13 protein-coding genes, 2 tRNA genes and 1 other RNA gene are annotated in these 12,661 nt (G+C 47.5%); 11 read left to right on the forward strand and 5 right to left on the reverse strand.

From position 1 onward, the window contains the following. Positions 1-131: 131 nt before the first annotated feature. The 5 genes from H8698_RS10615 to H8698_RS10635 all read right to left on the reverse strand — a co-directional run bounded on the left by H8698_RS10615 (position 132) and on the right by H8698_RS10635 (position 3,363). Positions 132-206 (reverse strand) — tRNA-Glu (locus tag H8698_RS10615). Positions 207-234: 28 nt separating this feature from the next. Beyond that, positions 235-311: transfer RNA gene (locus H8698_RS10620), tRNA-Met, on the reverse strand. A gap of 125 nt (positions 312-436) precedes the next feature. Next, a complete protein-coding gene (locus H8698_RS10625; RefSeq protein WP_177680734.1) occupies positions 437-1,342 on the reverse strand; it encodes a hypothetical protein in 906 nt (301 codons plus the stop codon). Between the two features lie 135 nt (positions 1,343-1,477). Continuing rightward, positions 1,478-2,593 (reverse strand): Gfo/Idh/MocA family protein, encoded by a 1,116-nt coding sequence (locus H8698_RS10630; protein ID WP_249313470.1) that lies wholly within the window; start codon positions 2,591-2,593, stop codon positions 1,478-1,480. Between the two features lie 32 nt (positions 2,594-2,625). Then, a complete protein-coding gene (locus tag H8698_RS10635; protein WP_249313471.1) occupies positions 2,626-3,363 on the reverse strand; it encodes a sugar phosphate isomerase/epimerase family protein in 738 nt (245 codons plus the stop codon). A gap of 230 nt (positions 3,364-3,593) precedes the next feature. Between H8698_RS10635 and H8698_RS10640 the strand changes: the two genes are divergently transcribed. The 11 genes from H8698_RS10640 to H8698_RS10690 all read left to right on the forward strand — a co-directional run bounded on the left by H8698_RS10640 (position 3,594) and on the right by H8698_RS10690 (position 12,637). Then, a complete protein-coding gene (locus tag H8698_RS10640; RefSeq protein ID WP_177680740.1) occupies positions 3,594-4,436 on the forward strand; it encodes a sulfide/dihydroorotate dehydrogenase-like FAD/NAD-binding protein in 843 nt (280 codons plus the stop codon). Between the two features lie 2 nt (positions 4,437-4,438). Beyond that, positions 4,439-5,836 carry an NADPH-dependent glutamate synthase gene (gene gltA / locus H8698_RS10645; protein ID WP_249313472.1) on the forward strand — a complete coding sequence of 466 codons (1,398 nt, stop codon included), beginning with the start codon at positions 4,439-4,441 and terminating at the stop codon, positions 5,834-5,836. A 51-nt stretch (positions 5,837-5,887) separates the two neighbouring features. Then, a complete protein-coding gene (gene aac(6') / locus H8698_RS10650; RefSeq protein WP_249313473.1) occupies positions 5,888-6,325 on the forward strand; it encodes an aminoglycoside 6'-N-acetyltransferase in 438 nt (145 codons plus the stop codon). 71 nt (positions 6,326-6,396) lie between these two features. Next, positions 6,397-6,816, forward strand: a complete 420-nt coding sequence (locus H8698_RS10655) for a VOC family protein (protein WP_249313474.1) — start codon at positions 6,397-6,399, stop codon at positions 6,814-6,816. Between the two features lie 139 nt (positions 6,817-6,955). Continuing rightward, positions 6,956-7,055: signal recognition particle sRNA small type (gene ffs, locus H8698_RS10660), an RNA gene on the forward strand. Continuing rightward, positions 7,052-8,842 carry a DNA polymerase III subunit gamma/tau gene (gene dnaX, locus H8698_RS10665; protein ID WP_249313475.1) on the forward strand — a complete coding sequence of 597 codons (1,791 nt, stop codon included), beginning with the start codon at positions 7,052-7,054 and terminating at the stop codon, positions 8,840-8,842. The genes ffs and dnaX overlap by 4 nt, the downstream gene beginning before the upstream one ends. A gap of 21 nt (positions 8,843-8,863) precedes the next feature. Next, positions 8,864-9,208: a YbaB/EbfC family nucleoid-associated protein gene (locus H8698_RS10670; RefSeq protein WP_177680750.1), complete on the forward strand. Its 345-nt coding sequence runs from the start codon at positions 8,864-8,866 to the stop codon at positions 9,206-9,208. Between the two features lie 21 nt (positions 9,209-9,229). Beyond that, the gene (locus H8698_RS10675; RefSeq protein ID WP_249313476.1) at positions 9,230-10,354 is read left to right on the forward strand and encodes an MGDG synthase family glycosyltransferase; all 1,125 of its coding nucleotides are present in this window, start codon (positions 9,230-9,232) and stop codon (positions 10,352-10,354) included. A 78-nt stretch (positions 10,355-10,432) separates the two neighbouring features. Beyond that, on the forward strand, positions 10,433-10,762 hold the full coding sequence (locus H8698_RS10680) for a cyclic-di-AMP receptor (RefSeq protein WP_177680755.1): 330 nt from the start codon (positions 10,433-10,435) through the stop codon (positions 10,760-10,762). Positions 10,763-10,764: 2 nt separating this feature from the next. Continuing rightward, the gene (locus tag H8698_RS10685; protein ID WP_249313477.1) at positions 10,765-11,781 is read left to right on the forward strand and encodes a DNA polymerase III subunit; all 1,017 of its coding nucleotides are present in this window, start codon (positions 10,765-10,767) and stop codon (positions 11,779-11,781) included. Then, complete coding sequence (locus H8698_RS10690) at positions 11,753-12,637, forward strand: PSP1 domain-containing protein (RefSeq protein WP_249313478.1); 885 nt, start codon at positions 11,753-11,755, stop codon at positions 12,635-12,637. The genes H8698_RS10685 and H8698_RS10690 overlap by 29 nt, the downstream gene beginning before the upstream one ends. Positions 12,638-12,661 lie beyond the last annotated feature (24 nt).

A 12,661-nucleotide genomic window follows, 5' to 3' on the forward strand; every position in this document is an offset into this window, starting at 1 on the left:
AGACGCGAAGCGGCAGGGCTCCTGCAAAACGCCAACGAAGTGCGTTTTGTGGGAAAAAGGAGGAGTAGCGTCGCACGCGACTGATTTTTTATTTTATATAAAAAATCGGAGCAAGCAAAGCTTACTCCGACTGGTGACCCGTACGAGAATCGAACTCGTGTTACCGCCGTGAAAGGGCGGTGTCTTAACCGCTTGACCAACGGGCCGAAAAAGACTGTTTTGCAGTCTTTTTAGTGGTAGCGGCAAGTGGACTTGAACCACCGACCTAACGGGTATGAACCGTTTGCTCTAGCCAGCTGAGCTATGCCGCCATAGTCTTAAAAAACCAACAAGTTGTATTTTACACTAAAAAGTACCATTTGTCAAGACTTTTTTTATCTTTTTCAGAAATGGGCAGCGGCATTTGGTTCCTCTGCTATATTAGTATGAACGGATTTTAGAATTTTATGTCTTCCCGATACTGTTCTGCGTCTTCCGAATAGCGGTAATCGTCTTTTTTTAAGGCCTTTAAAAAGCCTTTTATTTTCTTTATAAGCGCGCTGTTTTTATTAGACTTCACCGCATTTTCAAAGGCCGTTTTCACTTCATCCTTTAAAATGCCTGTGTCTGTGTCAAATAATGGCGTGTTGTCGCTTCCAAAAAAAATCATTTGCGTAAAGGACTGATAAAGGGGGGTTAATTTTTCTGCGGTTTTTGTGTCGTCATAATCTGTTAAAAAACGTTCCTGCCTTACGGCGCGTTCAATCAGCTCGTCCCAGCTTATGGCCAGACTGGCATTATGCAGGGGCGGCTGATTGGAATTCAGCTCTAAAATGCTGATATATTCAGACACCTCCGGCGTAATATTTTCCCCAAAATTTTTATAAAACGTATAGTCAATTACAGGGAAGCAAGCGCCGTCCGCCTGAATGAGTTTATATCCGCTGTTTTTGGCTTCTTCTACCAAAGCCGCAACTTCCGGCCGCGATACACCGACCGGGTCATTTATGTCCCCGCCTTGCATATACAGCTCCATGAGTTCCTTTTGTACGGAGCCGGTGTTAAACTTGTCCTCAAACAGTGGCAGCTTGTTTTTTTGAAACTCTTCAAACTGCAAAACCATTTGAGATGAAGCTTCTTCTGAAACCACATCTGCGTTGTTTTTGATAAACGAAGCGATGGCTTTTCCGTCGGCGTCTTTTCCGAAAATTAAGTTATTATATTCGTTTAAAACCGCCTGGTCGCTGCCGCTTTTTGCGTTGGCCTGCTGCGATTCCGACTGGTTTGCGTCCATTTGGTCTGTTGTGCCGCACCCTGTGAGACAAAGCATGACGAAAGTTAAACAAATTGCAATTTTTTTCATTTTCACACCCTCCTGAAACCAGTTTTATATTTTCCGCGTGAAAATATACATAAAATGAATGCACAGGTCAAAAATTTACAGTTTATACAAAATAAAAAAGGCATGGAATTTTTCCATGCCTTTTTGAAAACAAATTTAAATTTCAGGAACTTCAATTTTAATTTCGTGTTTTAATTCCGCAGATTTTTTAATGCCGGACAAAATTGCCTGGTTATAAATAATCTGGCTTGTGGGAACCGGCGCCTTTCCGCCTGTTTTAATTGCGTCTAAGAAAGAACGGACTTTCAGTTCCACACAGTTCACGTCGTTTTTCGGCAGCGGAATTTCTGTCACGGTCTGTTCGCCGGCAAGCTCATGGTAAATTTTTAAAGGCCCGCCCACACGGCCGTTCCAGCAGTCGGTAGACGGAATTCTCAAGCCGCCCTCCGTGCCGATAACCAGCGTGTCTCCCGGCGTGTCGATGTTGATTGCCCAGGAGATACGAAAATCTAAAATTAAATCGTCTTCTAAACGGACAAAAGCCGCCGCAAAGTCGTCAACCTCAAATTTTTTCGCAACCTCAGCGCCGCCGCGGCCTTCAAATGTTTTCGGATTGGTGCCGAAGAAGTTTGACGTGTAGCCCGTAACGGTTAGGGGTTTGGGATATCCCAGCGCATTCAATACCATGTCTAACGAATAGCACCCGATGTCGCCCAGGGCGCCAATGCCGCCGGTTGCGTCTTCAATGAACGTGGTTTTTTGAGCGCTGGCAGGAATACCCCTGCGTCTGCCGCCGCCGGTTTGAATATAATAAATTTTGCCCAAAACGCCGGACTGAATAATTTTTTTCACAAGCTGCATGCTGGGATCGAACCTGGGCTGAAAACCAATGGAAACAATTTTTCCGCTTTCCTTTTCCGCCTTCATAATTTCCAGACCCTCTTCAAGCTCTACGCACATGGGCTTTTCCAAAAGAACATTTACGCCTTTTTTCAGCGCATAAACCGTGCAGGGCTTGTGCATTCTGTTGTATGTACAAATGCTTACTGCGTCTAATTTTAAGCTTTCGTCGTCCAAAAGCTCTGCGTGGTCTTTGTAGTCGCATTTTACGTTATCCAGACCATATTCTTCAAAAAATGCTTTTGCTTTTCCTGGAACTAAATCTGCGCCGGCCACAATTTCCACATCGTCCATTTTCACATACTGGTTCATGTGGGAGTGGGCAATGCCGCCGGTTCCAATAATGCCGACCCTTAATTTTCTGTCATTCATGATAAAAAACCTCTTTTCCGCCTTTTGGCTGTTTAAATGGTGAGAAGGAATTCTGCGGAAACGCGCGCCATTTCAAGCTGGTCGCCGCGGCCCTCGTCCTCATAAATATATTCTACCGTGCCTGTTTTTGAGGTGATGTCAATAATTTTCCGGAAATCGATAACGCCGTCCCCTGCCCGTGCATCTTCTTTCGACTCGCAGGACAGCATTTGTTTTAAGTGGATGGTGGGCATTCTGTGTGCAAACTGCTTCACATATTCGTAGGGGTCTACATCTGCGCGGAGCACGTGGAACACGTCCAGCTGGGCCTTCACATATTCCGGGTCGGTAATTTCATAAAGGTAGTCAAGCGACCGTTTGCCATTTACTGTAAGCCAAAGCTCCGGCGCATGGTTGTGATAGCTTAACGTAAAGCCGTTTTCCTTCATTTTTTTACCTACAATGTTTAAGACCTCGGCGGTTTCCTCCACCTGAGACAGAGTGCCCATGGGGGCGGAGGGGCAGGTGATGTATTTTGCGCCGAGATAACCCATATATTCCATTTCAGCGTCAAGCTCGTCTTTTAAAATAGCATATCCCGTATGGGAGCTGACAGCCTTAAGCCCCGCATTGTCTAAATATTTTTTCATGTCTTTTGCAGATACGTCCCCCCGGCCTGCAAATTCCACGCCGGTATATCCCATTTTTGCCACTTCGTCCAGCACTTTTTCAAACCCCAGTTCGGTGATGGCGTCTCTGATAGAATAGAGCTGTAAAGAAATTTCTTTCATTTTTTCATGTCCCTTCTGCACAAGGTGCATATATTTTTGTTTTTCGCGTTTATTATACTACACTCACAGCAAAAGTCAATACAGTTTCCGCGTTTTTTTCGTTAATCTTGGCAAAAACTTAGTATTTACAAAAACCGTGCTGATGTGATATAATATACTATATTATATAAAAGAAGATAGTTGTGCCCCGCAGGGCCGTTATAAGAGTTTATTAAAAAGGGATGGTTACAGTGTTTAAAATTGTAAAAAAGAAAGAACTCAATCCCACCGTTACATTAATGGAGATTGAGGCGCCGTTGGTGGCAAAAAAAGCGGAGCCGGGACAGTTTATTATTTTAAGGGCAGATGCGGCTGGTGAACGGATTCCCCTCACCATTGCAGATTTTGACCGGGACAAAGGCACGGTTACGATTATATATCAAATTGTGGGCGCTACCACAAAGCATTTAAACAGCTTAAATGTTGGCGACAGCTTAACAGATTTTGTAGGGCCGTTGGGTCAGGCGACCCACACAGAGGGTTTGAAAAAAGTTGCCGTTGTAGGCGGCGGCGTTGGCTGCGCCATTGCATATCCCGTGACGAAAAAGCTTCACAATCTGGGGTGCGAGGTTCACGCAATTGTGGGCTTTCGCAGCAAGGATTTGTTAATATTAGAAGACGAATTCCGCGCGGCTTCCAACAAACTGGTTATCATGTCAGACGACGGCAGCGTAGGCGAAAAAGGTCTTGTTACCGACGCGCTGAAAAAACTGATTGACAGCGGAGAACAATATGACGAGGTTATCGCAATCGGCCCGCTTGTTATGATGAAATTTGTTGCGAAACTCACAAAAGAATATGGCATCAAAACGGTTGTCAGCATGAATCCCATTATGATTGACGGCACAGGAATGTGCGGCGGGTGCAGGCTGTCTGTCGGCGGGGAAATGAAATTTGCCTGTGTGGATGGTCCGGATTTTGACGGACACCTGGTGGACTTTGACGAGGCAATGGAGCGCGCCTCCATGTATAAAGACTTTGAAAAGCACGCATATGACGCCGAATGCAACCTGTTTCAGAAGGAGGTAAAATAAACATGCCGAACATGTCGCCGAAGAAAAACGAGATGCCAACCCAGGCACCGGACGTTAGAAATAAAAATTTTAAAGAAGTGGCGCTGGGATATATGCCGGAAACAGCAATAGACGAAGCAAAACGCTGCTTAAACTGTAAGCACAAGCCCTGTGTTGCCGGCTGCCCGGTGAAAATTCATATTCCTGCATTCATTGAAAAAATGGCCCAGGGAGATTTCGAAGGGGCATATGAGATTATTGCCCAATCCAGCTCATTGCCTGCAGTTTGCGGGCGCGTTTGTCCCCAGGAAACCCAGTGTGAGCAAAAGTGCGTTCGCGGTATTAAAGGCGAGCCTGTGGCCATTGGACGATTAGAGCGGTTTGCGGCAGATTACCACAACGCAAACTGTAAAACTGCGCCCCAAAAGCCGGAAAGCAACGGGCATAAGGTTGCGGTTATCGGTTCCGGCCCGTCTGGCCTTACCTGCGCCGGAGATTTGGCAAAGGCAGGCTATGAGGTTACGGTGTTTGAAGCACTGCATTTGGCCGGCGGTGTTTTGGTTTACGGAATTCCGGAATTCCGTCTGCCGAAGGCAATTGTGCAAAAGGAAATCGACACCTTAAAAGAGCTTGGCGTAACGGTTGAAACCAATGTGGTTATAGGAAAATCTACCTCAATTGACGAGCTGATGGAAAGCGGCTTCGAGGCGGTGTTCATTGGTTCTGGCGCGGGCCTTCCCCGGTTTATGGGAATTCCCGGCGAGAACTTAAAGGGCGTTTATTCCGCCAATGAGTTTTTAACCCGCGTTAATTTAATGAAGGCTTATAAAGACGAACCTTCCACACCGATTATGCACGCAAGCAAGGTTGCGGTTGTGGGCGGCGGCAACGTTGCAATGGACGCCGCGCGGTGCGCCAAACGGCTTGGGGCAAAGGATGTATATATTGTATATCGGCGCTCCATGGAAGAGCTGCCTGCAAGAGCGGAAGAGGTTGAGCACGCGCAGGAGGAAGGCATTATCTTTAAACTGCTGACCAACCCCACAGAAATTCTTCCCGATGAAAATAGGTTTGTGGGCGGCATGAAATGCGTTGAAATGGAACTGGGCGAACCCGATGCCTCCGGCCGACGCAGACCAGTGGTGAAAGAGGGGTCTGAATTTGTGCTGGATGTAGACTGCGTAATTATGTCTATCGGCACGTCGCCCAACCCGCTGATTAAATCCACTACGGAGGGTTTGGCCGTTCACAAATGGGGCGGCATTATTGCCGACGAGGAAACGGGTAAAACCTCCCGCGAGGGGGTTTATGCCGGCGGCGATGCGGTAACAGGCGCGGCAACGGTGATTTTGGCAATGGGCGCGGGAAAAGATGCGGCAAAAGCCATCGACGAATATATTCAGTCGAAAAACAAGGAATAAAAAAATTCGGGCGCGGGTTTCCGCGCCCGTTTTTGCTTAGGAGGACGGAACATGGATTTTAGAAAGGCAGGGCCGGAGGACATCACAGAACTTGCGCGCCTGGCATCTGCATTGTGGAACAGCCACACCACAGAGGAACTGGAGAAAGAATTGAGCGAGATTTTAAATTCCGGAGAAGCTGCTGTTTTTGTGGCCGCCGGGCAGGGTCCCCTTTTGGGGTTTGCCCAGTGCCAGCTGCGGCATGACTATGTGGAGGGCACATCATTTTCGCCGGTGGGATATTTAGAGGGCGTTTATGTGGAGGACGCCTGCCGCGGGATGGGCGTTGCCAGAACACTGCTTGAAATGTGCGAAAACTGGGCAAGGCAGCGGGGATGCAAAGAGTTTGCCAGCGACTGTGAACTTGATAACAATGGCAGTTTTCAATTTCACATCCATTCGGGCTTCCGCGAAGCAAACAGAATTATCTGCTTTACAAAACAACTGTAACCTGCCTTGACTTTGCGTGTGGTGTTTGTTATACTAAGGAAAACACTTCTTTATTTGAAAGGCGGATATTTATGGCGAACGGCAAAATTGCAGGCTGCGGGTTTCACCATGTGGCACTGCAAACATCAAGTTTTGAAAGATCGTTGACGTTTTACATTGAGGGGCTGGGCTTTCAGCTCCGCACCAAATGGACGTCCGGCACAGGAAAGCAGCTGGCGTTAATTGATATTGGAGACGGAAACTATTTTGAGTTGTTTTCAGACGGCGAAGCAGGAGAAGAATCTGAGCCGAAGGCGGGCAGCTTTTTCCACCTGGCACTTCGCGTAAACGACACCCGCGCTGCGTTTGAACGTGCGGTTGAGCATGGAGGGATTCCTCACGTGGAACCGAAAGACGCGGTTTTAGGTGAGCACGGCGAAATCACTGCCTCTCTGTCCTTTGTCAAGGGGCCGGACGGCGAACAGATTGAATTTTTCCAGGAAAACGCTTAAATTCGGGAATTTGAAAAAAACAGTTGAATAGTTTTTAAAATTATGATATAATATAAACCTAAGGAATGAGAAATCATTCCTGCCGCAGGCTTTTCAGCACTGCGGAAATCAATTTTGCGTTCAGCGCGTAAGCGTTGTCTGCCGGGACCCGCACAACTTGAGCCCGCGAACCTCGTCAGGTGGGGAACCAAGCAGCGATAAGCGGTGCCTTGGGTGTGTTGCGGATTCTCCCGGCGTGAACGCAGATTTAAAAAAGTGTATGATGTTACACAAAGCGGCAGGCTTTGTGCCAATAAAACCGCGCAGAATTGACGCGGCTTTTTTCAGTTTAGAAGCAAATTTGTTTTGCGGAGGTGGGCGTGTGGCATATCAGGCCATATACAGACGGTGGCGGCCGACAGTGTTTGACGATGTTGTGGGTCAGGAGCATATTACAAAAACCTTGAAAAACCAGATTATGAACAACTCCACAGCGCACGCATACCTTTTTTGCGGAACCAGGGGAACAGGAAAAACCTCCACAGCTAAAATTCTGGCAAGGGCGGTGAACTGTTTAAACCCGAAAGACGGAAATCCCTGCAACGAATGCAGTGTTTGCCGCGGCCTGCTGGACGAGTCTATTTTAGACGTAACTGAACTCGACGGCGCTTCGAAAAACAAGGTGGAAAACATCCGCGATATTATTGACGACGTGATGTTCCTTCCCTCTGTGGCGCGTAAAAAGGTCTATATTATTGACGAGGTGCACATGGTGACGCAGCAGGCCTTTAACGCCCTCTTAAAAACGCTGGAGGAGCCGCCGGAGCATGTGATGTTCATTCTTGCCACCACAGAATTAAACAAGGTGCCCATTACAGTGCTTTCCAGATGCCAGCAGTTTGAGTTTCGCCGGATTACGAATAAAGACATATCCGGGCGGATGGAGAAAATTTTAGCCGCAGACGGCTATGAGGCAGAAGGCGCGGCCCTTTCCTTAATTGCTGAGCTGGGAGACGGATCCATGCGCGATTCTTTAAGCGTTTTAGACAAGTGCGTCGGCGCGTCAGACGGCAAGCTTGCCTATGACGACGTGGTAAAGATTGTGGGAATTGCAGACAATGATGCGCTTTATTCCCTGTCTGTGTGCATTGCATCAGGGGACACAAAGGCGGCCCTTGAAAAGATTGATGAAGTGATTGAAAAGGGCAAGGAGCTGGGCCTGTTTGCAGAACGGCTGATGAAATATCTGCGGGACGTTCTAGTGGTAAAAATTACAGGAAACGCCGAGGAGTTTCTAAACACATCGGCGGAAAATAGAAACAAAATAGAAGAGCTGACCGAGCAGTTTTCAAAAGAGCGGCTGATTCGCGCAATCGACCTTTTGTGTGCGGCTTCGGCCCAAGCCAGATATTCCGGCTTTCCGCGCACCCTTTATGAGATGGCGCTGGTGAAAATGTGTGAACCGGAAATGGAGGAAACGGAAGAGGCCCTGTTAGACAGGATTTCTGTTTTAGAACAGAAGGTGAAAGAAGGCGTTATTCCAATTTCGGCCGCGCCTGCTGACGGCGGCCCACGCCAGGCGGCCGATGCGCCGCCATGGGATACGCAAGAAGATTTAAAAGTGAACCAAAGGGCAGACACGGCTTTGCCGGTGAAAAAGGAAAAAGCAAAACCGGCAGAGGAACACACAGACCAACCAGCCGCTCCGGCGGCAGGGGGAACAGATGCAGCTTCCCGCTGGCCGGAAATTATGAATTATGTAAAATCTCACGGCGGCATGCCGATTTTTCCGCACCTGGCATTGGTTCAGGCCAAAATGGTAAACGGAAAGCTGTGTGTTGTGTTTGGCGATAATGCGCTGGTGTCGAAAAGCGTAATTTCAAAGCCGGCAAATGTGAAACTGATTGAAGAAGCGGCGAAAAGCGTTACGGGGGAGGACATTCCTGTTGCCTGCGTAACGTCCCGTGAAATCGGAATTGAGGGCGACGACCCGCTGAAAAAGCTGGAAGAATTGAGTAAAACTCATTCAGAAATAGAATTTATTTAAAACAATTTGGAGGAATTTTTCATGGCACAGGGAAATAAATTTACAGGCGGCGGAAATCATAAAATGAACACCGTTATCAAACAGGCTCAGATGATGCAGGAAGAAATGAACCGCGTGCAGGAGGAGCTGGAGGAAAAAACTATTGAAACCGCAGCCGGAGGCGGCAAGGTAAAAGTGGTTATGAAGGGAACAAAGGAAATTACGTCCCTGAAAATAGACCCGGAAATCGTAGATCCGGAAGATACGGAAATGTTAGAAGATTTGGTTACAGTGGCGGTGAACGACGCGATCCGCCAGATAGAGGAAATGATGGAGGAAGGAATGAACTCCATAACCGGCGGGATGAATATCCCCGGTTTATTTTAATTTAAGGCGTGTGAGGCAAAAATGAAAATACTTTTTCTATCCGTTCCGACAGGCGGCGGCCACCACCAGGCCGCAAAAGCAATGGAAAGCTATTTTGCAGGCCGCAACGATGTGGAGTGCAGAATGTTAGACATAGCGGAAAACGTAAATAGTACCCTGGCGGAAGCGGTCTCGAAAGGGTACATTCTTTCCACCACCATTACGCCGAAAATTTATGGGTCGCTGTATGACCTTTTAGACATGAGAACAAGCCCCCAGGGAGAGGTGTCTAAAACAATTAAATTTTTGTCTACGGCGTTCCGGAAAAAGCTGTATGCTTATATTGAGGCGTTCCGGCCGGATGTGATTGTGAGTACCCATCTTTTTGCTACCATCACAATAAACAGGATTGCAACACACCACCCCATAACGGCAAAGCTGATTTCAATTGTAACGGATTTTACCATACATCCTATGTGGGAGCAGGCAAAATCGGATTATTATATTACCGCGTCGGAACTTTTGTCCTACCAGGCAATTAAAAAGTGGGGCGCCGTTGAAAACGTTTTGCCTTTAGGAATTCCCATCAGCCCGAAGTTTTCAAAAAAGGTGCCGCCGGCAGAAGCAAGAAAAGCGCTTGGCATTGCTGACAAGTTCACAGTGCTTGTTATGATGGGCTCTATGGGTTATGGCACCCACACCCTCGACATGCTGAAAAAGCTGGATAGTTTAGAAGAAGATTTTCAAATTCTTGTGGTTTGCGGAAGCAACGACAAACTTAAAGCCAAGGTCGACAAAATGAAGCGCCGGAAGGATATTCTTACCTATGGTTTTGTGAACAATGTGGACGTTTTGATGGACGCCTGCAACTGTATTATTACAAAACCGGGCGGGCTTTCCACTTCCGAAGCGCTGGCCAAACGGCTGCCGATTTTAATGCTCGACCCCATTCCGGGTCAGGAGAACAGAAACAAGGAGTTTATGCTAAACAACGGCATTGCGCTAAATTTAAGCGAAACATTTGGCGCAGATGAAGCGGTTTACCAGCTCATTCATTATCCGTTTAAGGCAATGCGCCTTTCAGAAAATACACAGCATTTTGCAAAACCGCATGCCGCCCGGGACTTAGGGGAGTTTATGCTTGAAATTTGCAGCAGTGAAGAATGAAACTTGCATTTTTGTTTGGTTTTTAACATAAGGATATTTCAGATGATTTTTATCAAATAAAATAAAGGAGGAGTTGTAATGAAACTTGTATTTGCAATTGTGAGCAACGACGACGGCAACACCGTAATGAGGGAACTGAACAAAGCAGGGTTTTCAGTAACAAAAATGGCGTCTACAGGCGGATTTCTGCGGGCCGGCAACACAACGCTTTTGGTGGGGACAGACGAGGAAAAAATACAGTCTGTGATTGATGTCATCTCCAAATACAGCGCAAAAAGGAAACAGGTTGTGTTCTCGCCCGAACCGTATATCGGCGGAGCAGCTGGCTACACCTCTTTCCCCGCAGAAATTGAAGTGGGCGGCGCAACAATTTTTGTTGTAGATGTGGAAAGGTTTGAAAAAGTCTGATTATGGGTTTCGACGAGCTTTACGGCAATGAACCGGTGAAAAAAAGCCTGAAAAAAACACTGGAAACCGGGCATGTTTCAAATTCTTACGTGTTTGAAGGCATGGCCGGCGTGGGCAAACGGCTTTGTGCAGATCTTTTTGCCCAGGCGCTGGTCTGCGAGGGGGAATTCCCGAAAGACCGGCCCTGCGGCACTTGCCCCGCCTGTGTGAAGGCCAGGTCAAGAAACCACCCTGACATTATCCGTCTTGAGCAGGCGGCACAAAAAGCGTCTATTGGGGTGGACGATGTCAGGGAACAGATTTTAAGCGAGGTTTTTTTAAAACCCTATCTTGCAAGCCGCAGGGTGTTTATCATTGGCGACGGCGATGTGTTAAGTCCCGAGGCGCAAAATGCCCTATTAAAGGTGCTGGAGGAGCCGCCGGAGTATGTAACATTTCTCATCTGTGTCACCAAGCAGGACAAACTGCTTTCCACGGTGCTGTCCCGCAGCTGTATTATGTCGTTTTTTCCGTTGCCGGTTGAAGAAGTCAATCGCTATTTAGCGATGCGGTTTGGCGGCGGCGAAACTGTGCAGCTGGCGGCGCGGCTATCCCAGGGCAGCATTGGTGCGGCGGTTGCATTTTTGTCTGATGACAGTGCAGGAAAACTTTTTGAAGGCAGCGTAGAGCACGTTATTGCACTCAACCGCGATGCGGCAAAGGTGCGCGAAACAGCGGACTTTTTGATCGAGGAAAAAGAAAACATCGGAGAAATTACCGATTTTATGTTAACCTTTCTTAGGGACTGCGTTTTTGTGAAATCCGGCCTTGAAAACCGGGTGATTTACGACAACAAGCTGTCGCAGATGAGGGTTTTTACAGAAGGGGTCAGTAAAAAAGGATTGGTTTTGGCCTTTGACCGACTGACCGATTTTAAACTGAGGCTAAAACAGAATTTAAATTACAACGCGTCGGTTTCTGAAACCATGATGCGTATTTGGGAGGATTTCCATGACAAAGGTAGTGGGCATCAGGTTTAAGCCCGTTGGTAAGATTTATTATTTTAATCCGGAAGATTGTGCGCTCTCAGTGGGCGACGGCGTGATTGTTGAAACAACCCGCGGTGTGGAATTCGGCGAAGTGGTTTTGGTGGGCAAGGAAGTAGACGAGGAGAAATTCAACATGCCGATTAAAAGCATTTTGCGCAAGGCCACAGAGGAAGACATTGCCCAGGTTGCGGACAACCGTGCCCGCACAAAAGAAGCGTTTGACATATGTCTTGAAAAAATTGCGGCAAACGGTTTGGACATGAATTTAATTGATGCGGAATATACATTTGATAGAAGCAAGGTTTTGTTTTATTTCACCGCAGACGGCAGGGTGGATTTCCGCCAGCTGGTGAAGGATTTGGCGGCTGTGTTCAGAACCAGAATTGAGCTTCGGCAAATTGGTGTGCGCGACGAAGCAAAGCTTTTGGGCGGTTTGGGGATTTGCGGCAGACCTCTTTGCTGTTCCCAGTTTCTGGGCGATTTTGAGCCGGTTTCCATTAAAATGGCTAAGGAACAGTCGCTGTCTTTAAACCCCACCAAAATTTCGGGGACCTGCGGAAGGCTCATGTGCTGCTTAAAATATGAGCAGGAGGCCTATGAAACATTAATTCACCGCACGCCTAACGTAGGCGCAGTGGTAGACACGCCCATGGGCCGGGGAACAGTTCTCAGCACACACCTGCTGCGCGGCGTTGTGCAGGTAAAAATGAACGCGGACAACGACGCTGTGGTGAACGAATTTAAAGTGGACGACATTGTGATTATTAAGAACGCATCGCGTTCACAAAAACATAATGATGACGAACCCGTCGATATAAAAACACTCAAGGAACTGGAAAAAGACTGATTTTTTTACAACAAGAAATAGGAG

This window comes from Congzhengia minquanensis (genome assembly GCF_014384785.1).
Classification (GTDB): Bacteria; Bacillota; Clostridia; order UBA1381; family UBA9506; genus Congzhengia; species Congzhengia minquanensis.